This window comes from Streptomyces subrutilus (genome assembly GCF_001746425.1).
GTDB classification, from domain to species: domain Bacteria; phylum Actinomycetota; class Actinomycetes; order Streptomycetales; family Streptomycetaceae; genus Streptomyces; species Streptomyces subrutilus_A.
On sequence record NZ_MEHK01000001.1, the window covers coordinates 2,230,914 to 2,251,924 of the forward strand.

Annotated in this window: 16 protein-coding genes; 6 read left to right on the plus strand and 10 right to left on the minus strand. The window is 73.4% G+C overall.

Going from position 1 to position 21,011, the window contains the following annotated elements; all coding sequences use genetic code 11:
• Positions 1-26: 26 nt before the first annotated feature.
• The 7 genes from murD to rsmH form a co-directional block, all read right to left on the minus strand.
• Positions 27-1,472 carry a UDP-N-acetylmuramoyl-L-alanine--D-glutamate ligase gene (gene murD, locus BGK67_RS11080; protein ID WP_069919921.1) on the minus strand — a complete coding sequence of 482 codons (1,446 nt, stop codon included), beginning with the start codon at positions 1,470-1,472 and terminating at the stop codon, positions 27-29.
• Complete coding sequence (mraY, locus tag BGK67_RS11085) at positions 1,454-2,524, minus strand: phospho-N-acetylmuramoyl-pentapeptide-transferase (RefSeq protein ID WP_069919922.1); 1,071 nt, start codon at positions 2,522-2,524, stop codon at positions 1,454-1,456. The genes murD and mraY overlap by 19 nt, the downstream gene beginning before the upstream one ends.
• A complete protein-coding gene (locus BGK67_RS11090) occupies positions 2,521-3,945 on the minus strand; it encodes a UDP-N-acetylmuramoyl-tripeptide--D-alanyl-D-alanine ligase (protein ID WP_069919923.1) in 1,425 nt (474 codons plus the stop codon). Before BGK67_RS11090 ends, mraY begins: the two co-directional genes overlap by 4 nt.
• Positions 3,942-5,636, minus strand: a complete 1,695-nt coding sequence (locus BGK67_RS11095; RefSeq protein WP_069919924.1) for a UDP-N-acetylmuramoyl-L-alanyl-D-glutamate--2,6-diaminopimelate ligase — start codon at positions 5,634-5,636, stop codon at positions 3,942-3,944. The genes BGK67_RS11090 and BGK67_RS11095 overlap by 4 nt, the downstream gene beginning before the upstream one ends.
• Positions 5,637-5,682: 46 nt before the next feature.
• On the minus strand, positions 5,683-7,692 hold the full coding sequence (locus tag BGK67_RS11100; RefSeq protein WP_208948681.1) for a peptidoglycan D,D-transpeptidase FtsI family protein: 2,010 nt from the start codon (positions 7,690-7,692) through the stop codon (positions 5,683-5,685).
• Positions 7,693-7,998: 306 nt separating this feature from the next.
• Positions 7,999-8,454 carry a cell division protein FtsL gene (locus BGK67_RS11105; protein ID WP_069923784.1) on the minus strand — a complete coding sequence of 152 codons (456 nt, stop codon included), beginning with the start codon at positions 8,452-8,454 and terminating at the stop codon, positions 7,999-8,001.
• Positions 8,455-8,552: 98 nt separating this feature from the next.
• Positions 8,553-9,482 (minus strand): 16S rRNA (cytosine(1402)-N(4))-methyltransferase RsmH, encoded by a 930-nt coding sequence (gene rsmH / locus BGK67_RS11110; protein ID WP_069919926.1) that lies wholly within the window; start codon positions 9,480-9,482, stop codon positions 8,553-8,555.
• A gap of 341 nt (positions 9,483-9,823) precedes the next feature.
• On the opposite strand from rsmH, the gene BGK67_RS11115 reads away from it, so the two are divergent.
• From BGK67_RS11115 to BGK67_RS11130, 4 genes are all read left to right on the plus strand, one after another.
• Positions 9,824-10,375, plus strand: a complete 552-nt coding sequence (locus BGK67_RS11115; RefSeq protein ID WP_069919927.1) for a beta-class carbonic anhydrase — start codon at positions 9,824-9,826, stop codon at positions 10,373-10,375.
• Positions 10,376-10,511: 136 nt separating this feature from the next.
• A complete protein-coding gene (locus BGK67_RS11120; RefSeq protein WP_069919928.1) occupies positions 10,512-11,522 on the plus strand; it encodes an AAA family ATPase in 1,011 nt (336 codons plus the stop codon).
• Positions 11,522-12,889: a DUF58 domain-containing protein gene (locus BGK67_RS11125; RefSeq protein WP_069919929.1), complete on the plus strand. Its 1,368-nt coding sequence runs from the start codon at positions 11,522-11,524 to the stop codon at positions 12,887-12,889. The genes BGK67_RS11120 and BGK67_RS11125 overlap by 1 nt, the downstream gene beginning before the upstream one ends.
• A complete protein-coding gene (locus tag BGK67_RS11130) occupies positions 12,886-15,303 on the plus strand; it encodes a transglutaminase TgpA family protein (RefSeq protein WP_069919930.1) in 2,418 nt (805 codons plus the stop codon). The genes BGK67_RS11125 and BGK67_RS11130 overlap by 4 nt, the downstream gene beginning before the upstream one ends.
• Positions 15,304-15,665: 362 nt before the next feature.
• Here the strand turns inward: BGK67_RS11130 and BGK67_RS11135 are convergent, their stop codons facing one another.
• Genes BGK67_RS11135 through BGK67_RS11145 form a run of 3 tightly spaced genes read right to left on the minus strand, consistent with a single transcriptional unit; the run spans position 15,666 to position 19,232 of the window.
• Positions 15,666-16,292, minus strand: a complete 627-nt coding sequence (locus BGK67_RS11135; RefSeq protein ID WP_069919931.1) for a TetR/AcrR family transcriptional regulator — start codon at positions 16,290-16,292, stop codon at positions 15,666-15,668.
• 29 nt (positions 16,293-16,321) lie between these two features.
• Positions 16,322-18,409 (minus strand): YhgE/Pip family protein, encoded by a 2,088-nt coding sequence (locus BGK67_RS11140; protein ID WP_069919932.1) that lies wholly within the window; start codon positions 18,407-18,409, stop codon positions 16,322-16,324.
• A complete protein-coding gene (locus tag BGK67_RS11145; RefSeq protein ID WP_069923785.1) occupies positions 18,381-19,232 on the minus strand; it encodes an ATP-binding cassette domain-containing protein in 852 nt (283 codons plus the stop codon). Before BGK67_RS11145 ends, BGK67_RS11140 begins: the two co-directional genes overlap by 29 nt.
• 172 nt (positions 19,233-19,404) lie before the next feature.
• On the opposite strand from BGK67_RS11145, the gene BGK67_RS11150 reads away from it, so the two are divergent.
• Positions 19,405-19,887 carry an SAV_6107 family HEPN domain-containing protein gene (locus BGK67_RS11150; protein WP_069919933.1) on the plus strand — a complete coding sequence of 161 codons (483 nt, stop codon included), beginning with the start codon at positions 19,405-19,407 and terminating at the stop codon, positions 19,885-19,887.
• A gap of 107 nt (positions 19,888-19,994) precedes the next feature.
• Positions 19,995-20,753, plus strand: a complete 759-nt coding sequence (locus BGK67_RS11155) for a class I SAM-dependent methyltransferase (RefSeq protein ID WP_069919934.1) — start codon at positions 19,995-19,997, stop codon at positions 20,751-20,753.
• Positions 20,754-21,011 lie beyond the last annotated feature (258 nt).

Genomic DNA, 21,011 nt, shown 5'->3' on the forward strand with positions numbered 1-21,011 from the left:
CCGGCCGGAGGGAACCGTTCCGGAACCTAGGCCTGGGCCGTGTCCGCACCGCTCTCGGCGGCCAGTTCGCGGACCGCGTCGGCGAACGCGTCCCCGCGCTTGTTGTAGTTCGCGAACATGTCCATCGAGGCACAGGCCGGCGCCAGCAGGACCGTGTCGCCGGGCTCGGCGAGCCGGGCCGCTTCCCGGACCGCCGCGAGCATCGCCCCAGTGTCGGTCCGCTCGAGGTCGACGACCGGGACCTCGGGGGCGTGTCGCGCCAGCGCCTCGGCGATCAGCGCCCGGTCGGCGCCGATCAGCACCACCCCGCGCAGCCGCTTGGCGGACTTCTGGACCAGCTCGTCGAAGGTCGCGCCCTTGGCGAGGCCGCCGGCGATCCACACGACCGTGTCGAAGGCGGCCAGCGAGGCCTCCGCCGCGTGCGTGTTGGTGGCCTTGGAGTCGTCGACGTAGACGACCCCGTCGACATCGGCCACGTGCGCCACCCGGTGGGCGTCGGGGCGGAAGTCGCGCAGGCCGTCGCGGACCGCGCGCGGCTCCACGCCGAAGGCGCGGGCCAGGGCCGCCGCGGCGAGCGCGTTGGCGATGTTGTGCGGGGCGGGCGGGGTCACGTCCTCGACGTGCGCGAGCTCCTGGGCGTTCTTCTGCCGGTCCTCGACGAAGGCCCGGTCGACGAGGATGCCGTCGACGACGCCCAGCATGGAGGGGCCGGGGGCGCCGAGGGTGAAACCGATCGCCCGGCAGCCCTCCTCGACGTCGGCGTCCTCGACGAGCTTCTCGGTGGCCGGGTCGGCGACGTTGTAGACGCAGGCCACCGTGTTGCCCTCGTAGATGCGGCCCTTGTCGGCGGCGTACGCCTCCATGGAGCCGTGCCAGTCGAGGTGGTCCGGGGCCAGGTTGAGCACGGCCGCCGAGTGGGCGCGCAGCGAGGGCGCCCAGTGCAGCTGGTAGCTGGAGAGTTCGACGGCGAGCACGTCGTACCGCTGCTCGCCGAGCACCACGTCGATGATGGGCGTGCCGATGTTGCCGACGGCGGCGGTCCGCAGGCCGGCGGCCTTGAGGATCGACGCCAGCATCTGGGTGGTGGTGGTCTTGCCGTTGGTCCCGGTGATGGCCAGCCACGGAGCGGCGTCCTCACCGCGCAGCTGCCAGGCGATCTCCACGTCCCCGACGACCTCGACGCCGGCCTTCGCGGCGGCCTCGAACAGCGGGCTGTCGGGCTTCCAGCCGGGCGAGGTGACGATCAGCTCGGTGCCCTCGGGGAGGGTCCGCGCGTCGCCCAGGCGTACGGAGACGCCCAGTTCGGCCAGTTCGGCGGCGCGGGCCCGGTGGCCCTCGCCGTCGCCCCCGTCGACGACGGTCACCACGGCGCCGAGGCCGGCCAGGGCGCGGGCGGCGCTGACGCCGCTCACGCCGAGGCCGGCGACGGTGATGTTCTTGCCCTGCCAGGAGGTCACTTGTCGGCTGCCCATCCCGCGTAGAAGAGACCGAGACCCACGATCACGCACATGCCCTGGATGATCCAGAAGCGGACCACGACAAGGACTTCTGACCACCCCTTGAGTTCGAAGTGGTGCTGCAGCGGAGCCATCCGGAAGACGCGCTTCCCGGTCAGCTTGAAGGAGCCGACCTGGATGACGACCGACATGGTGATGAGGACGAAGAGACCGCCGAGCAGGGCGATCAGGAACTCCGTGCGGGAGCAGATCGCCAGGCCGGCGAGCGCACCGCCGAGGGCCAGCGAACCGGTGTCACCCATGAAGATCTTGGCCGGCGAGGTGTTCCACCACAGGAAGCCGAAGCAGGCGCCCATCAGTGCGGAGGCCACGACCGCGAGGTCCAGCGGATCGCGCACCTCGAAGCAGGCGCCCGGGTTGGTGAGGTCCTGCGCGTTCACGCAGGACTCCTGGTACTGCCACACGCCGATGAAGGTGTACGCGCCGAAGACCATCACCGCGGCGCCGGTGGCCAGGCCGTCCAGGCCGTCGGTCAGGTTCACGCCGTTGGACATCGCCAGGATCATGAACAGCGCCCAGACCACGAACAGCACCGGGCCGATCGACCAGCCGAAGTCCGTGACGAACGACAGCCTCATGGAGGCCGGGGTCAGCCCGCGCGAGTCCTTGAACTGGAGCGCGAGCACCGCGAAGGCGATGCCGACGATCAGCTGGCCGGACATCTTCGCCTTGGCCCGCAGGCCGAGGGAGCGACGCTTGACGATCTTGATGTAGTCGTCGAGGTAGCCGACCAGGCCCATGCCGGCCATCAGGAACAGCACGAGCAGGCCCGAGAAGCTCACCGGTTCACCGGTGATGACCTTCGTCAGGGCGTACGCGATGAGCGTGGCCAGGATGAAGGAGATGCCGCCCATGGTGGGCGTGCCCTTCTTCCCGGCGTGGCCGCGGGGGCCGTCGTCGCGGATGAACTGGCCGTAGCCCTTGCGGGCCAGCAACTTGATCAGCAGCGGAGTACCGGTGAGCGTCAGGAACAGGCCGATGACGCCGGCGAACAGGATCTGCCTCATCGGTCGGCGCCCTCGCCCTCGCGCTCCAGCAGCGCCAGCGCGACCCGCTCCAGACCGATCGACCTGGAAGCCTTCACCAGCACGACGTCTCCCGGGCGCAGTTCACTGCGCAACAGGTCGACCGCCGCCTGCGCGTCGGACACGAGCACCGACTCCTCACCCCACGAACCCTCGTTATATGCGCCCAGTTGCAGCCAGGACGCTTCCCTGCCCCCGACTGCGACGAGCTTGCTCACGTTGAGCCGGACGGCAAGCCGTCCCACCGCGTCGTGCTCGGCCAACGATGCGTCACCGAGTTCGGCCATGGGGCCGAGCACCGCCCACGTGCGTCCCCCGTTCGCCCTGGCCGTGCCGCCCATCGCGGCAAGCGCGCGCAGGGCGGCCCGCATGGACTCCGGGTTCGCGTTGTAGGCGTCGTTGACGATCGTCACGCCGTCGGCCCGCTCGGTGACCTCCATCCGCCACCGGGACAAGGTGCCCGCCCCCGAGAGCGCGGTGGCGATCTCCTGGGCGGACATGCCCAGTACATGGGCCACGGCGGCCGCGGCGAGCGCGTTCGACACGTGGTGCTCACCGTACAGCCGCAAGGTCACATCACTGCACCCGGTCGGTGTGTGGAGTGTGAAGGCGGGCTGTCCCCCCGGGGTCATCCGCACCTCGGTGGCCCGGATCTCGGCGTCCTCGGCCTCGCCGAAGAGCACCGTACGGGCCTTCGTACGGGCCGACATCGCACGCACCAGCGGATCGTCGGCGTTGAGGACGGCGATGCCTCCCTCCGCCTCGGCCGGCAGGGCCTCGACCAGTTCTCCCTTGGCCTGGGCGATCTGCTCTCGGCCGCCGAACTCGCCGATGTGGGCGGTGCCGACGTTGAGGACGAGGCCGATGCGCGGCGGGGTCAGGCCCGTCAGGTACGCGATGTGGCCGATCCCGCGGGCCCCCATCTCCAGTACCAGGTGCCGGGTTTCACCGGTGGCCTTCAGCGCGGTGAGCGGCAGGCCGATCTCGTTGTTGAGGGAGCCGGGGGTCCACACGGTGGGCGCGTGGGCCTGGAGCACCTGCGCGATGAGGTCCTTGGTGGAGGTCTTGCCGGCCGAGCCGGTCAGGGCCACCACATCGGTGCCGAGGCGCTCCACGACGGCCCGGGCGAGGGCGCCTAGCGCCTTCTCCACGTCGGGGACGACGATGGCGGGTACGCCGACCGGCCGGGCCGCGAGGACGGCCGCGGCTCCGGCGGCGACGGCCCGCTGCGCGTAGTCGTGGCCGTCGACGTGTTCGCCCTCGAAGGCGGCGAACAGGCTGCCGGCCTCCACCTGGCGGGAGTCGATGACCACGGGACCGCTGACCCGCACGGACGGATCCGGTATGTCGTGGGGCCGCCCGCCGGTGATGTCGGCGATCTCGGCGAGGGAGAGGGCGATCACTGGTTCTCCTCGGCCTGTCGGGCACTGCTCTGCTGTGTCTCGATGGCCGCGCGGAGCACCTCGCGGTCGTCGAAGGGGCGTACGACGCCCGCGGTGTCCTGGCCCTGCTCGTGGCCCTTGCCGGCCACCAGCACGGTGTCGCCGGGCCGGGCCCGCGCGACGGCGGCGGCGATGGCCGCGGCCCGGTCGGCGTCGACGACGACGGTGCCCCGCTCTGCGGCCGGCACGGACACGGCGCCCTCGAACATCGCCGCGAGGATCGCGAGGGGATCCTCGGAGCGCGGGTTGTCGGAGGTCAGGACGGCCACGTCGGCGTACCGGGCGGCCGCGGCGCCCATCGGGCCGCGCTTGGTGGTGTCGCGGTCGCCGCCGCAGCCGAGCACGATGTGCAGCTTGCCCTCGGTGACCTCGCGCAGCGCGCGCAGGACCGATTCGACGGCGTCCGTCTTGTGCGCGTAGTCCACGACGGCCAGGTACGGCTGGCCCGCGTCCACCCGCTCCAGCCGGCCGGGGACCCCCGGGACCGCGGCGACGCCGTCGGCGGCGGTCTGCGGGTCGAGGCCGGCGGCGGCGAGGGTGACGATCGCGGCGACCGTGTTGGCCACGTTGAACGGGCCGGGCAGCGGCGCGGCGGCCCGCACGCGCTGTCCTTCGGGGCCGAGCAGGGTCAGGGTGGAGCTCGCCGGTCCGAAGACGACGTCCTCGGCGCGCCAGTCGGCGGCCGGGTCGCCCGCGGCGGAGAAGGTGACGACCGGGACCGACGCCTCCTTGACCAGGCGGCGGCCGTACTCGTCGTCGAGGTTGACCACGCCCAGGCGGGCGCGGCGGGGCGTGAAGAGCCCCGCCTTCGCCTGGAAGTAGTCCTCCATGTCGGAGTGGAACTCCATGTGTTCCGGGCTCAGGTTGTTGAAGACGGCGACGTCGAAGACGCAGCCGTCGACGCGGCCGAGCACCAGGGCGTGGCTGGAGACCTCCATGGCGACCGCGTCGACCCCGCGTTCGCGCATGACCGCGAAGAGGGCCTGCAGGTCGGTCGCCTCGGGGGTGGTCCGCTCGGACTTGATGCGCTCGTCGCCGATGCGCATCTCGACGGTGCCGACCAGTCCGGTGCCGCGGCCGGCCGCGCGCAGCCCGCCCTCGACGAGGTACGCCGTGGTGGTCTTGCCGGAGGTGCCGGTGATGCCGATCTGGAGCAGGCCCTCGCCGGGGCTGCCGTAGACCGTCGCGGCGAGTTCGCCCATCCGGCCGCGCGGGTCGGCGACGGTGAGGACCGGCAGGCCCGTCGCGGCGGCGCGTTCGGCGCCCGCGGGGTCGGTCAGCACGGCGGCGGCGCCGAGGCCGGCCGCCTGGGCGGCGAAGTCGGCGCCGTGCGTCCTGGCTCCCGGCAGGGCCGCGTACAGGTCTCCGGGGCGCACCGCACGGGAGTCGTGCGTGATGCCGGTGATCTGCGCCGCGCCTGGCGCTCGGATGCCCAGCAGGGTGGCCAGCTCGTCCAGGGGGATCGGGCGGGCGGACACGGGCCGGGGCGCTCCCGGCGGCGCTGCCGGGGCGTCTTTCTGGGTGGTTCTGGGCTGATCAGCGTGGGGCACGGCGGTGAGCGTACCGGGCGCGGCGGGGCGCCCGCGAAGTGAGGGCCCGGCCTCGCCGCCGACGGCCGACTGGTTCCCGGGTTTCGGGGTGATCGTTGTCACTGATGGTGCCTCACGCGTTTCTGGCGGGCCGGCCGGGGGCTGGGGGTCACCGGCCGGGCTGCGGACTGGGCTGCGTACCGGGCTGGGGGGCGGCCTGCGGGCCCGGGTCGAAGGTGACCGGGAGCCCCGCGGGGGCGCTGCCGGTGGGGGCGACCTGCAGGGTCTTCAGGGCGAACTCCATGACCTTCTTGTAGATCGGTCCGCAGATCTGGCCGCCGAAGTAGCTGCCCTTGGTGGGGTTCTGGATGGCGCAGTAGACGGTGATGCGCGGGTTGTCGGCGGGTGCGAACCCGGCGAAGGAGGCGGTGTAGCCCTTGTAGCGGCCGGTGGCCGGATCCACCCGGTTGGAGGTGCCGGTCTTGCCGCCGACCCGGTAGCCGGGGATGCGGGCCTTGGTGCCGGTGCCCTCCTGGTCGTCGACCACGGATTCGAGCATCTCGGCGAGGGTCTTGGCGGTCTCCGGGCTGACCACCTGCCTGCGTTCGGGCGCCGGGGCCGGGGTGAAGCGGCCGTCGGGCCCCTTGGTGCCGCGGACCAGGGTCGGTTCGGTGCGGACCCCGCCGTTGGCGATGGTCGAGTACACCGAGGCCGCCTGCATGGCGTTGACGGACAGGCCCTGGCCGAAGGGGATCGTGTACTGCTGGGAGGTGGACCAGTCCTCGGGCTCGGCGAGGATGCCGCGGGACTCGCCGGGGTAGTCCAGGCCGGTGGGCTGCCCGATGCCGAACTTGGTCAGGTAGGAGTGCAGGACCTTGTTGGCCTCGGGCTGGGTGGGACCGAGCTGGCCGGTGGCCAGGATGGTGCCGATGTTGGAGGACTTGGCGAGGACCCCGTTGAGGGTCAGGTACCAGGTCGGGTGGTCGATGTCGTCCTTGAACAGCCGGTCGCCGCGGTGCAGCCGGTTGGGGACCTCGACGTGGGTTCCGGGGGTGGCCTTCTTCTCCTCGAGCACGGCGGCCATCGACATCACCTTGGCGGTGGAGCCGGGCTCGTACACGTCCTGGAGCGCGGCGTTGCCCATGGCGGCGGAGCGGGCCCGGGTCAGGTCGTTCGGGTCGAAACCGGGGGCGTTGGCCATGGCCAGGATCTCGCCGGTGCGGGTGTCCTGGACGATGACGTAGCCGCGGTCGGCCTCGGACTTCTGGACCTGCTCGGCGATGGCGCTCTGCGCCGCCCACTGGATGTCGCGGTCGATGGTCAGCTCGATGTCCTCGCCGGGCACGGCGGGCTTCTCGCTGGAGCCGGCAGTGGGCACCCGGCGGCCGCCGGACTGGGCGTAGGTGACCTCGCCGTCCTTGCCGGACAGCTTCTTGTCCAGGGAGGACTCCAGGCCGCCGCCGCCCTTGCCCTCGGCATTGACGTAGCCCAGTATCCCGGCGGCGAGGTCGCCGTTCGGGTACACGCGCTTGCTGCTGTCCTCCTTGAACACACCGGCCAGCACGTTCGCGCCGGGGCCGTTGTTCTTCTTGTCGGCCGCCGCCTTCTCCGCGAAGACCCGCTTGAGGTCCTTGATTTGGTTCCAGACCTGGGGGGTCTGGCGCTGGGCGAGGACGACGTACCGGGAGTTCTTGGTGCTCAGCCGTTCGGCGAGCTCCTTGGCGTCCTTGCCGAGGATGGGCGCGAGGAGGGCGGCGGCCTGCTGCGGGGCGTCCGGCGCCTTGCTGTCCTGCGGGGTGAACATCTTCGGGTCGGCGGTGATGTCGTACGCGTCGACGCTGGTGGCGAGGGCCACGCCCTTGCGGTCGGTGATCTCACCTCGCTCGGCGGCCAGTTTGACGCTGGTGTAGCGGTTCTTCGAGGCCTCGGCGGAGACGGCCCGCGCGTCGACGGCCTGGACCTGGAACAGCCGGACGACGAAGGCGAGCATGACGAGGGTGAGGCCGACGCTGACGAGGCGCAGGCGGGGGCGGGGGCTGCCGAGCCGGATCGTGTGCGGCCTGCGCTGCGGGGCGGGCCGCCGGGTCGTCGGGCGCGAGGCCGACGGACGCGAGGAGGCCCCGCCGCGGGGCCGCCCGGGGCCGGGCACCCGCCGCCGGGGCTCTCCGGCCGGGCTCACGCGGTCACCGCCGTCGGCTGCGGCTGCGGCTGCATCCCATGGTGCCGCCCGGGCCTCCTGGGGCTCCGCCCCGGACCCCGCGCCTCAATCGCCGGCGGGGCCGGGTCGTGCCCGGCGAGGCCCGGATCCGGCCTCGCCCGGGGGTCCCTCGCAGCGGTGGCCGGGGGAGATGGAGGCGCGGGGGTCCGGGAGCGGAGCCCCGGGCGGGTCCGGGCGGAGCCCGGGGAAAGGGGGAAGGGCGGGGGCGGGGTGGGGAAGCGCCCCTCAGGGCTGCGCAACGGCACCGCGGCCATCGGCGTCACGACGTCACCTGCCTGGGTTGGGAGTGGGCTGCTGCGAAGGCTGGGACTGGGGAGCCGACGGAGCCCCGGGGCTCGGCGCGGCCGAAGCAGCCGCCGAAGGGGCGGCCGAAGGGGCCGAAGCAGCCGCCGACGGGGCGGCGGGGGCCGGGGCCGACGGGGACGGAGCCGGAGGCGGCGCCTCGGCCTCCGCCGCGGTGCCCGTGATCTTGCCGTCCGGGCCGATGAAGACCGGGCTGCCGCCGGGGACGAGCCCCAGCTCCTGCGCCCGCCGCTGCAGCGCGTCCGGAGCCGAGTACGCGTCCACGTCGCGCTGCAGCGCCTGCTCCTCGTCCGTGAGCGCGGTGGTCTCCTTCTTCAGCCGGCTCAGCTGGAAGGAGCCCTCGTTCAGCGCCGAGTTCAGCAGCAGCAGGCTGATCAGCCCGCCGCCGAGCAGCGCCACCACCAGCAGGACGAACGGCATCCGCGCCGCCTGCCCGCCCGGACGCGGGCGTGGCCGGGGGCGGACGGGGCGCCCGCCGATCACCCGGCCGAGCCGCGCGGCGGCCTTCCCGCCCTTGGTCACAGTCGCGCCTCCCGGATGCGTTCCACCCCGCGGAACCTCGCCGGGGCGGCCCGCCGGTTCTCGGCGATCTCCTCCTCGGTCGGCAGCTCCGCGCCGCGCGTCAGCAGCTTCAGCTTCGGCTGGTACTTCTCCGGGACGACCGGCAGCCCGGGCGGGGCGGTCGAGGCCGCGCCCGCCGCGAAGACCTGCTTCACCAGCCGGTCCTCGAGCGAGTGGTACGAGAGCACGGCGATCCGGCCGCCGACGGCGATCCGGTCCACCGCCGCCGGAATGGCCCGCTCCAGCCCCGACAGCTCCCCGTTGACCTCGATGCGCAGGGCCTGGAAGGTCCGCTTGGCCGGGTTGCCGCCGGTCCGCTTGGCGGCCTGCGGCAGGGAGTCGCGGATCAGCTCGACCAGCCGGGCGCTGTTGGTGAAGGGCTCCTTCTCCCGCTCCCGGACGACCGCCGACACGATCCGCTTGGCCTGCTTCTCCTCGCCGTACTGGCGCAGGATCCGCACGAGCTCGCCGGGCGCGTAGGTGTTGAGCACCTCGGCCGCGCTGATGCCGGTCGTCTGGTCCATCCGCATGTCGAGGGGCGCGTCCTGCGCGTACGCGAACCCGCGGTCGGCCTCGTCCAGCTGCATGGAGGAGACGCCCAGGTCGAAGAGGATGCCCTGGACGGCCGGGAGGCCCAGGCCGTCGAGGACCTCGGCGAGGTCGGCGTAGATCGCGTGGACGAGGGTGGCCCGGTCGCCGAAGGGCGCGAGCCGCTCGCCGGAGAGCCGCAGGGCTTCCTTGTCGCGGTCGAGGCCGATCAGACGGGCCTCGGGGAACCGGGTCAGCAGGGCCTCGCTGTGGCCGCCGAGGCCGAGGGTGCAGTCGACGACGACGGCCCCGGGCCTCTCCAGCGCCGGGGCCAACAGGTCCAGGCACCGCTGGAGCATCACCGGGACATGTCGGGACTCGCTAGTCAAAGCGCCCTCTCAGATAACGGCGCGGCCGGCATACGCCGCGCCGCGCACGCGGAGTGTTACCAAGGGGCCGGGCGGCCGGTCAGGGCCGGGCTCCGGCCGGTTCGCGCCACTTTAGTGCAACGGTCGGCGCGGTCAACGAACCGCCCCGCGCGGCGTCCGAGCGGCTCCGACGGAACCCGCAAAAGCCGCGAATCACCCGGACGGTCGCCTCCTCCCCACTCCTGTGGGTTAGCTCACAACAAGGCTTGTTGACCTTCTTTGTCCACCCTCACTCGATGCCCGTACCCGCTGTGACCACTAACGTCGTATGCATGACGACTTCCGTACCCCTGCCCGCCGACTCCGCGCCCCAGGCGGCCGGTGCCGGCTCCGTCACCGACCGCCTGGTCGAGGCGAACCGGCGGTACGCCGGCAAATTCGCCGACCCCGGCATGGACGCCCGCCCGGTCCTCCAGGTGGCCGTCGTCGCGTGCATGGACGCCCGCCTCGACCTGCACGCCGCCCTCGGGCTGGAGCTCGGCGACTGCCACACCATCCGCAACGCTGGCGGCGTGGTCACCGACGACACCATCCGCTCGCTCACCATCAGCCAGCGGGCGCTGGGCACCCGCACGGTGATACTCATCCACCACACCGGCTGCGGCCTCGAAAGCCTGACCGAGGACTTCCGGCACGAGCTGGAGGACGAGGTCGGCCAGCGCCCCGCCTGGGCCGTGGAAGCCTTCCGGGACGTGGACCAGGACGTACGCCAGTCCATGCAGCGGGTCCGCACCAACCCCTTCCTGCCCCACCGCGACGATGTGCGAGGCTTCGTCTTCGATGTGCACACCGGCCTCCTGCGGGAGATCGATCCCAGCTCCTGAGTGACACGGGGCCGCGACGCCGTCAACAATGCGGGGAGACGCCCCCCGGGGAACCCCCCGGGGCGGTGTCCCTGTGTGGGGTGGGCCGGTCATGCGCCAAGGGCGTCGGCCCTGGAAATGGGCCGAGGAGAACCTGGTGACGACGTATGACGACCGAGCGAGCCTCGCGGATCTGACCAGCACGGCCGAGCGGGTCCGCCACTCGGTCGAGAGCGTGATCGAGGGCAAGCCCGAGGTCGTACGCCTCGCGCTGACGGTGCTGCTCGCCGAAGGGCACCTGCTCATCGAGGACGTCCCCGGAGTGGGCAAGACGATGCTCGCCAAGACGCTCGCCAAGTCCATCGACTGCTCGGTGCAGCGCATCCAGTTCACGCCGGACCTGCTGCCCTCGGACATCACCGGCGTGAGCATCTACGACCAGCAGCGCCGCGAGTTCGAGTTCAAGCCGGGCGCGATCTTCGCGCAGATCGTGATCGGCGACGAGATCAACCGCGCCTCGCCGAAGACCCAGTCCGCGCTGCTGGAGTCGATGGAGGAGCGCCAGGTCACCATCGACGGCACCACCTACACGCTGCCGAGCCCCTTCATGGTCGTCGCCACCCAGAACCCGGTGGAGATGGAAGGCACCTACCCGCTGCCCGAGGCCCAGCGCGACCGCTTCATGGCGCGGGTCTCCGTCGGCTACCCCAGCCCCGAGGCCGAGCTGCAGATGCTCGACGTGCACGGCGGGCTCTCCCCGCTCGACGACCTGACGGCCGTCGCGCACGCCCACGAGATCGTCAAGCTCATCGAGGCGGTCCGCGAGGTGTACGTGGCCGAGCCGGTCCGGCGCTACGTCGTCGACCTGGTCTCGGCCACCCGCAGCCACCCCGACCTGCGCCTGGGCGCCTCGCCCCGGGCCACCCTGCACCTGCTGCGCGCCGTGAAGGCCTCCGCCGCGCTCGCCGGCCGGGACTACGTCCTGCCCGACGACGTCCAGGCGCTGGCCGGCCCCGTCCTCGCGCACCGGCTGCTGCCCACCGCCCAGGCCCAGCTGAACCGCCGCACCGCCGAGCAGGTCGTCGGCGAGATCCTCCAGCGCACCCCCGTCCCGGCCGCGCACGCCCGCGGCGAGATGCCGCCCGGCGCGGGCATCCGGGGCTTCTGATGAGCGCCGGTGCCCCGCGCGGCGCCGGCGGTCGGGGCGGCGGGATGCGCGCGTCGCTGTCCGGCCTGACCACCCGCGGCCGCTCCTTCCTGGCCGCCGGGATCGCCGCGGCGGTGTGCGCGTACGTGCTGGGGCAGGGCGCGCTGCTCCGGGTCGGACTGCTGCTCGCCCTGCTGCCGCTGCTGTGCGTCTACGCCCTGCACCGCACCCGCTACCGGGTCTCCGGGAGCCGCCGGCTGACCCCGGGGCGGGTCCCCGCGGGCGCCGAGGCGCGGGTGCAGCTGCGCATGGACAACACCTCCCGGCTCCCCACCGGCCTGCTGATGCTCCAGGACCGGGTGCCGTACGTCCTCGGCCCGCGCCCGCGGTTCGTCCTGGACCGGGTCGAGCCCGGCGGCCGCCGCGAGGTGTCCTACCGGGTCCGCTCCGACCTGCGCGGCCGCTATCCGTTGGGCCCGCTCCAGCTGCGGCTGACCGACCCCTTCGGGCTGGTCGAGCTAACCCGCTCGTTCAGCGCCTTCGACACCCTCACCGTCATCCCGCGCACCGAGCCCTTGGCCCCGGTGCGCCTGTCCGGCGAGTCCTCCGGGTACGGCGACGGCTCGCGCCGCTCGCTGGCTTTGGCCGGCGACGACGACGTGATCCCGCGCGGCTACCGGCGCGGCGACGACCTGCGCCGGGTGCACTGGCGCTCCACCGCCCGCTACGGCGAGCTGATGGTCCGGCGCGAAGAGCAGCCCCAGCGCAGCAGGGCCACCGTCCTGCTGGACACCCGGCAGCTCGCCTTCGAGGGCGCCGGCCCCGACTCCGCCTTCGAGTGGGCCGTCTCCGCGGCCGCCTCCAGCCTGGTCCACCTCCTGGAGCAGGGCTACGCGGTACGGCTGCTCACCGACACCGGGGACTGCGTGCCCGGTCTGGGCGGCGGCGGCTTCTCCTCGGGCGGGCACGAGTCCGCGGAGGCCGCCGGGTTGATGATGGACACCCTCGCGGTCGTCGGGCACTCCGACGGCACCGGGCTGACCCGGGCCTACGACGCCGTGCGCGGCGGCGGTGGCGGTTTCGGCGAAGTCGGCGGGGACGGGCTGCTCATCGCCTTCTTCGGCGACCTGGACGACGTACAGACCGACCTCGCGGCCAAGATGCGCCAGCGCACCGGGGGCGCGGTGGCCTTCGTCCTGGACTCCGCGACCTGGGCCGGACAGCCGGCGCGGGACCATGCCCTGCCCTCGGTGGAACAGCGGCTGCACCGGCTGCGCGACGCGGGTTGGACGGCGCTCGCCGCCCCGCCCGGGGCCGCCTTCGGCGAGCTGTGGCGGCGTGCGGGGAGCACGGCGTTCGGTACGGGAACCCCTGGAGGCCGGGGATGAGCGGGCGCGCGAGAGTGACGCTGTTCGCGGCGCTGGCGACGCTGCTCACCGCCTGGTCGCTGGTCCCGCTGGTCGAGTCGGCGGGCTGGCTGCTCCAGGCGGCGCTGCTGCTGGCCGTGCAGAGCGCGGTGGGGGCGGGGGCCCGGCGGGTGCCGCTGGCGCGGTCGCTGACCGTGGCCGCGCAGCTGCTGGTGTCGCTGCTGACCCTCGCGGTCCTGTTCGCGGGGAAGGGCGAGTCGACCGGGAGCGGGCCGCTGGCCTACCTGGTCACGGACTTCGGGGCGCTGTACCAGCGCGGCGCGCAGGATGTGAGCGAGTTCGCGATCCCGGCCCCGCTGACGGACGGCATCCGGCTGCTGCTGGTGTCCGGGGTGCTGCTGATCGGGCTGCTGGTGGACACCCTCGCGGTGACCCTGCGGACGGCCGCGGCGGCCGGGCTGCCGCTGCTCGCGCTGTACTCGGTGGCCGCGGGCCTGTCGGGCGGCGGGGACGCCTCCTGGTTCGCCTTCCTGCTGGCGGGCTGCGGCTACCTGATGATGCTGCTGTCGGAGGGCCGGGACCGGCTGGCGCAGTGGGGCCGGGTCTTCGGCGCGGCCCCGCGCGAGCGGATCTCGGCCGCCTCCGGCCTCGGCGGCGGCAAGGAGGGCCGGCTCACGGCCCCGGTGCGGACCGGCCGGCGGATCGGCGCGATGGCCCTGGGCCTGGCGCTGGCGGTGCCGGCGGCCCTGCCCTCGCTCGGCGGCGGGCTGCTGGGCGGCCCGGGCGGGGGCGAGGCGGCCGACGGCGGTGTGGGCGGGACGATCTCGGCGGTGAACCCGCTGATCTCCCTGCAGAGCAACCTGAACGCGCAGGACAACCGGGTCGTGCTCAAGTACCGGACGGACAATCCCCAGCAGGGCGAGCAGTACCTGCGGATCCTGGCCCTGGACGAGTTCAACGGGATCAAGTGGGAGGCCTCCGGGCGGTCCCTGTCCGACGTCCCGGAGCGGCTGCCGAACCCGCCCGGGCTGAGCGGGGACGTCCGCCAGGGCGCGGCCGAGGTGCAGACCAACGTGTCGGCGGCGGAGACGTACACCCAGCGCTACCTGCCCATGCCGTACCCGGCGACCTCGGTGGACATCAAGGGGAAGTGGCGGTTCGAGCCGGCCGGGCGGACCCTGGTCGGGGACCAGCTGGGCAAGGACAGGTTCCAGAACGTGCAGGGCGCGCAGTACTCCGTGCGCAGCCTGCTGCTGAAGCCGACGGCGCAGCAGCTGCGGAGCGCGCCCGAGCCGGACCCGGAGGTCCGCGCCGAGTACACGAAGCTGCCGGACAACCTGCCGCCCGTGGTCGGCGACACGGCGCGCCAGGTGACGCAGGGGGCCAAGGACGACTACGCGCGGGCCGTGAAGCTCCAGGACTTCTTCGCCGTGAACGGCGGGTTCCGCTACAACACGAAGACGGCCTCGGGCACCGGGCCGCAGGCGGTGGCCCGCTTCCTCGCCGACAAGGAGGGCTTCTGCATCCACTTCGCCTTCTCGATGGCGGCGATGTCCCGGTCGCTGGGCATCCCGGCGCGGGTGGCGGTGGGCTTCACGCCGGGCGAGAGGCAGCCCGACGGCAGCGTCAACGTGTCGATGCGGGACGCGCACGCCTGGCCGGAGCTGTACTTCGAGGGGGTCGGGTGGACGCGGTTCGAGCCGACGCCCCGCTCCGGCATCAACGTGCCGGACTACTCCCGGCCGCAGGCTCCCACCGTGCAGCCGTCCGCGCCCGCGCCGCTGCCCTCGCAGGGGGCGGCGCAGCCGTCGGCCGCGCCGTCGAAGGCGGACGAGTGCCCGCCGGAGCTGAAGAAGCTCGGCGAGTGCGGTGCGGCCGCGCCGCGGCCGAGCGCGTCGGGTGGCGGTGGGCCGTCGGTGCCGGCGGTGCTCGGCTGGGCCATGGTGGCGCTGGCGGCGCTGGGCCTGCCGCTGCTCCCGCTGCTGTGGCGCGGCCGGGTGCGGGCCCGCAGGCTGGGCGCCGGGGAGGTGTCGGCGGCGTGGCGCGAGCTGGGCGACGCCGCGTGGGACGTGGGCGTCCGGCCGGACGAGGCGCTGTCGCCGCGGCGGGCCGCCGTGCGGGTGGTGGAGCTCGGGCGGCTGGACGCGGAGGCCGGCGCCGCGGTGCACCGGGTCGCGGGGGCGCTGGAACGGGCCCTGTACGCGCCGCCGGGCGCGGCGGTGTCGTACGAGGGGCTGGCGGACGACGTCCTGCTGGCGCGGGCGGGGCTGCTGGCGGGCGTGGGCCGGCCGGCCCGGCTGCGAGCGCTGCTGCTGCCGCGCTCGGCGGCCCGTCTCGCCTGGTCGGCGTCCCGCCGCTGGGCGGCCCTGGCGGACCGCACGGCCACGGCGGCGACCCGCATCCGCCTCCGCATGCCCCTCCGGGGCCGCGGCTGAGACACCTCTGCGGGTCCGCTGCGGGGGGCTCCGCCCCCGGGCCCCCGCGCTTCCAACGCCGACGGGGCTGGAATCGCGAGGAGCACGGCACCGGCAGACGCGCGAACGCGGCGAGGCTCGATCCCCCCGAGCCCCGCCGCGTTCGCGTACCGCGTCACGGAGGAGGTACCCGGTCCGCTCCGCAGCCCCGTGTCGGCGGTGCGGACCGGGCCTCCTGTCCGTTGCCCCCAGTCTCGCGTCCGCGCAGGTGGGGGCCCATCCGCGCAGGTACTCATTTCCGTGGCTAGGTACGGATACTCAGCCGCGGCGGGCCCCACCAGTTGTACGGGCTCCGCCGCCCCGGCGGCACCGCCGACTGGGGGTCAGTGTCCGCTGACCCGGCCCCGCAGCAGCAGCGACAGCGCCGAGTGCACGTCGTCGAGCGACCGCTCGCTCTGGAAGGACTGCCAGTCCAGCGCGGCCACCAGCACCATCCCGACCATCGCGGCCGCGGTCAGCGGCACGTCGATCTCGGCGCTCAGCTCACCGCGCTCCACGCCCTCCCGCAGCACCGTCTCCACGACGGCCACGGCCTCCTGCCGGACGACCATCAGCGTGGACTGCCACGCCCGGTTGGTCCGCCACAGCTCGGCGACGTACAGCTGTGTGAAGGCCGGGTAGCGGTCGATGAAGACGAGGCCGGCCCGGATCATCGCGTCGAGCGCCTCGACGCGGCTGCCGCCGCGCGCCTCCGTCTCCTCCGCGGCCGTCCGCAGCGAGACGGTCAGCAGCCCGACCCCGTGCCGCAGCAGCTCCTCGAAGAGGTCGTTCTTGCTCGCGAAGTTGTAGTAGACGGTGCCCTTCGCCACGCCCGCCCGCTCGGCGATCTCCTCGACCGTGGTCGCGGAGAAGCCCTGTTCGGCGATGAGGGTCACGGCCGCTTCGTAGAGCTTCTGGCGGGTGGCCTGCCGCCGGCCGCCCACGGCGGCGGAGGTGCTGCTGCTTTCCATGGCGCTGATTCTCACAGGTCACCGGCTCCTCAGAGGCTCAGTTCGGGGTGGAGCCGGTCCATGGTCCACACCTGCTTGCCGCGGGCGGCGAGCGCGGTGAGGGCGAGGGCGCCCGCCGTGAAGGCCACCAGGACCGCGCCGCCCTGCCACACGGGGGCGAGGTCGCCGCCCGTGATGAGGCGGCGCAGGCTCTCGACGACGTACGACATCGGCAGGTACGGGTGGATGGCGTTGAAGAAGCCCGGGCTGGTCTCCACGGGGTAGGTGCCGCCCGCCGAGGTCAGCTGGAGCATCAGGACGGCGAGCACCAGGATCCGCCCGGCGGCGCCGAACTTGGCGTTGAGCCACTGGACGATCGCCGCGAAACACCCGGTGACCAGCATCAAGAAGCCGACGGTGAGGGCCGGGCGGGCCATCTCCAGGCCCAGGCCCCAGTGCAGCACGGCCATGAGCAGGCTCACCTGCGCGGCGCCGAGGCCCGCCACGGGCAGCCAGCCGGCCAGGGCGATCCGCCAGGGCGAGGCGCCGGCGGCCAGGGCCCGCCGGTTGAGCGGGGTGATGAGCATGTAGGCGACCATCGCGCCGACCCACAGGGAGAGCGGGATGAAGTAGGGGGCGAAGCCGGTGCCGTAGTTGGGCGCCTTGTGCAGGGACTGGTTGGCGAGGCGGACCGGGTCGGCCATGACCTCGGTGCGGGCGTCGCGCTGCTGCTGGTCGTAGTCGGGGATCTTGCCGGCGCCGTCGTGGAGGCCGCCGGCGAGTTCGCCGCTGCCGTCGACGAGCTTGTACATGCCGCCGCTCAGGGTGTCCGCGCCGTCGCCGAGCTTGCCCACGCCCTCGTTGAGGGCGCCGGAGCCGGTGGTGGCGGTGCCGATGCCGGTGTGCAGCTCGGCCATGCCGGTGGCGACCTGGTGGGCGCCCTTGTTGAGGGCGTTGACCTGGGCGACGGCCGCGTCGAGGTCGGAGGCGAGGCCGGGGGCCTTGTCGACGAGGAGGCGGGCCTTCTTCTCCAGGTCGGTCAGCTGGGTGCGGAGCTTGGAGACATCGCCGTTCGCGTTCTTGACCAGGGTGCTGACGTCACCGGTGAGTTCGGCGGCCTCGGCCGCGTCGTCCTTGATCTTCTTCAGGTCGGGGCAGGAGGCCAGGTGCGGTTCCTTGCCCGGGGTGACGCAGTGCTTGGTGTAGTAGGCGTCCGCGCCCTGGGAGGCCTTCTGGGCGGCGGAGGCGGCGGCCGGGGCCTTGTCGGCGAAGGTGTCGAGGTGGTTCTTGACCACCTTGGCGGTGTCGGCGACCAGCTCGGCGGTGTCCGCCAGGTTCTTGGGGTCCTGGACGAAGGGGCGGGCCTTGTCCGCGGCGCCGTTCACCTTGTCGGCGAGCTTCTGGGTGCCGGCCGCGACGTCCTTGGAGCCGGTCTCCAGCTTGCCGGCGCCCGAGTTGAGCTTGCGCAGGCCGCCGGCGAGCTCGCCGGTCTTCTCCTTGGCCGTGTCGAGGCCGTCGGCGAGCTCCTTCGCGCCCTCCTGGGCCTTGCCCGCGCCGTCCTTGAGCTTGTCGGCGCCGTCGGCGGCCTCGGAGGTCTTGTCGTGGAGGTCGGAGAAGTTCACGAAGATCTTGTCGAGGAAGCCGCGGGAGGCGTTGGTGGACGCCGCGGAGCGGACCTCGGAGAAGACGGTGCGCGAGATCGAGCCGACGATGTAGTTGTTGGCGTCGTTGGTGCGCACCTGGAGGGCGCCGGTGGCGGGGTCCTCGCCCGAGCTGGAGGCGATCTTCTCGCTGAAGTCGGCGGGCATGGTGAGGGACAGGTAGTACGTCCCGTTCTCCAGGCCCTTGGCGGCCTCCTCGGCGCTGACCTCGCGCCAGTCGAAGGTCTTGCTGTCGTGCAGCTTCTTGGTGATCTCGTCACCGGCGTCGACGCGCTTGCCGTCGACGGTGGCGCCCTGGTCGGAGTTGACGAGGGCGACGGGAACCTTGTCGAGGCGGCTGTACGGGTCCCAGAAGGACCAGAGGTACAGGGCTCCGTAGAGCAGCGGCAGCAGGAGCAGTGCGACGAGAGCGGCCCGGGGCAGCTTCCCCCGCCCGAACCGCTTCAGCTCAAGCGCGGCCAGCTTCGGCGAGCGCATCGTCCGCCCCCTTCGTGTCGTCGTCGTTCTCGGTGTCGTCGTCGTTCTCGCCGTCGTCGGTGTCGCCGGCGTTCTCGGCGTCGCCGTTCCCGGCGTCCTCCCCGGCGTCCTCCCCGTCGGTCGGCTCCATCGGGCCGGTCCGCAGGACGAGCGCGTCCTCGGGTGCCTCGCTGCACACCGCGAGGACGGTGGTCCCCGCGGCGGCGACCGAGCGGAGCAGGGCCCAGGCCTCGGCGCGTTCGGTGTCCGAGAGCTTCATGTCGAGGTCGTCCAGGGCCAGCAGCCGCGGCGAGCCGAGCAGCGCGATGGCCACGGACAGCCGTACGGCCTCCAGGCGTTCCAGGTCCCGTACGGAGGTGCGCGGACCCTTGGGCAGCGTCGCGAGGTCCAGTCCCGCGGCGTCCAGGGCGGCGTCGATCCGGGCCTTGCTGCTCGCGCGGCGTTCGCGGCGGGGACGCAGCAGGGCGCGGACCGGGGCCTCGTAGCGGCGCTGGAGCAGGGCGCCCTCGCGCAGCTGCTCGGCGACGGTGAGGGCCTGGTCGAGTTCGTTGACCCCGCTGACCGGTCCGAGGGCGGCGATCCGGCGGACCGCGGCCATCTTCTTCGGCAGCCGGTGGCGGCCGACCTCGGCGTGTCCCTCGGTGGGTTTCATCCGTCCGGTGAGGGCAAGGAGCAGGCAGGTACGGCCGCTGCCGGAGGGGCCTTCGACCGCGATGAGCGAGCCGGGCTCCGCGTCGATGCCCACGCCCCGGAAGGTCCACCCGCGCGGGCCCTTGAGTCCGAAGTCCTCGGCTTTGACGGCCGCGCCGTGCGGGCTGTCCACACCGTCCCCCTTCATTTTGAACTGACCGGTCAGTTCAAAAACTACCAGCTCCTGGCGCACCAGGCGTGCGGCGGGGGGCAGTTACCCCGACGAAACCCCCGAAACCACAGGTCAGCGCGATTGTCAGTGGGGCCGTTCACGATGGAGGCAACGCATCGACAGGAGGTTCGTCATGGCCACACCGTCCCCGTCCCCTGTCCACCCCGTCCTGCGGAGGTCGGCGGCTCCGCCGGCCGCCCTCGACCTGCTCGCCAAGGCCCGCAGCGGCCTGGCCGAGGCCGTCGGGCTGTCCCGCCCCCACGAGCGTTACGCCACCGCCCACCTGGCCGCGCTGCGCACCGCCGCGGCCGTCCTCGCGGCACGCGGGCGGCCCGAGCCGGTGAACCCCCGGCGGCGGCCGAGGATCCGCAGCGCGTGGGAGGTGCTGCCGGAGATAGCGCCGGAGCTGGCGGAGTGGAGCGCGCTCTTCGCCTCCGGCGCCGCCCGCCGGGCCCGGGCCGAGGCGGGGATACCGGACGCGGCCACCAGCCGGGACGCGGACGATCTGGTGCGCGCGGTGTCGATGTTCCTGCGCCTGGTGGAGCGGATGCTCGCGATCCAGCCGCCCCAGCAGACCCTGCCGCAGCCCCGTCCCGAACATCCGGAGGCGGGATGAGCCGCCAGGGCCCGAAAGACGGGCCCCGGGTGCGGAAGGCAATAGGGTGGGGCGGGGTGGGGCACTGACCGCCCGCCCTTGCCTACCGCGCCGAGGAGCCATCAGCCGTGTCGGACACTTCCCGCCCCCGTGCCTCCCTCCGCACCGCCGTGGTGTGGGAGGTCCTCAAGGAGGCGCTCGACCGCCGGGTGAAGGCGACCGGCCGGGATGTCCTCGACGTGCTCGACACCGGTGGCGGCACCGGGAAGTTCGCCGTGCCGGTGGCCCGCCTGGGCCACCGGGTCACCGTCGTCGACCCCAGCCCGAACGCGCTGTTCGGGCTGGAGCGCCGGGTGGCCGAGGCCGGAGTCGCCGATCTCGTCCGCGGGGTCCAGGGCGACGCCCAGGGCCTGCTGGACGTGGTCGAGCGCGACGCCTACGACGTGGTGCTCTGCCACGGCGTGCTGGAGTACGTGGACGACCCGGCCGAGGGCGTGGCCAACGCGGTGGCGGCCCTGCGCCGCGGCGGCGTGCTCAGCCTGCTGGCCGCCGGACTCGGCGGAGCCGTGCTCGCACGTGCCCTGGCCGGGCACTTCACGGAGGCCCGTACCGCCCTCACCGACCCGGCCGGCCGCTGGGGCTCGGGCGACCCGGTGCCCCGCCGCTTCACCGCCGAGACCCTCGCCGAGCTGGTCGGCGGGGCCGGCCTGGAGGTCGGCGCGGTGCACGGCGTGCGGATCTTCGCCGACCTCGTCCCGGGGGTGCTGGTGGACACCGAGCCGGGCGCCGTGGAGGCGCTGCTGCGCCTGGAGGAGGCCGCCGCGGAGCTGCCCGCCTTCCACGCGGTCGCCACGCAGTTGCACGTCCTGGGCGAGAAGCAGTCCTGATCTGCGATCTTCGTCGGACGGAGTCGGCCACACACCCTCCGAACCGGCGATCGGCCCCGTATGATCGGGGCAGTGACCGGCATGGTGGACGTGCCATTGGGGAATAAGCGCCTCAGTGGCCGCTCCCGCGGCGGTACTGATCGTTTTCGATACGGATCCATCACCGACCTATTTGAGAACGTGGCGTAGAGGGCGGGTATCACGGGGGCGATTCCCCGCCTATCCTGAAGGGGACCCCTGGTCGCCACCCCCGCGACC

Coding starts and splice junctions, on each gene's coding strand:
- BGK67_RS11130 (WP_069919930.1), top strand. CDS start 12,886: ATGAGCGGGCGCGCGAGAGTGACGCTGTTCGCGGCGCTGGCGACGCTG.
- BGK67_RS11105 (WP_069923784.1), bottom strand. CDS start 8,454: ATGCCGTTCGTCCTGCTGGTGGTGGCGCTGCTCGGCGGCGGGCTGATC.
- BGK67_RS11140 (WP_069919932.1), bottom strand. CDS start 18,409: ATGCGCTCGCCGAAGCTGGCCGCGCTTGAGCTGAAGCGGTTCGGGCGG.
- mraY (WP_069919922.1), bottom strand. CDS start 2,524: ATGAGGCAGATCCTGTTCGCCGGCGTCATCGGCCTGTTCCTGACGCTC.
- BGK67_RS11125 (WP_069919929.1), top strand. CDS start 11,522: ATGAGCGCCGGTGCCCCGCGCGGCGCCGGCGGTCGGGGCGGCGGGATG.
- BGK67_RS11115 (WP_069919927.1), top strand. CDS start 9,824: ATGACGACTTCCGTACCCCTGCCCGCCGACTCCGCGCCCCAGGCGGCC.
- rsmH (WP_069919926.1), bottom strand. CDS start 9,482: ATGCTCCAGCGGTGCCTGGACCTGTTGGCCCCGGCGCTGGAGAGGCCC.
- BGK67_RS11150 (WP_069919933.1), top strand. CDS start 19,405: ATGGCCACACCGTCCCCGTCCCCTGTCCACCCCGTCCTGCGGAGGTCG.
- BGK67_RS11135 (WP_069919931.1), bottom strand. CDS start 16,292: ATGGAAAGCAGCAGCACCTCCGCCGCCGTGGGCGGCCGGCGGCAGGCC.
- murD (WP_069919921.1), bottom strand. CDS start 1,472: ATGGGCAGCCGACAAGTGACCTCCTGGCAGGGCAAGAACATCACCGTC.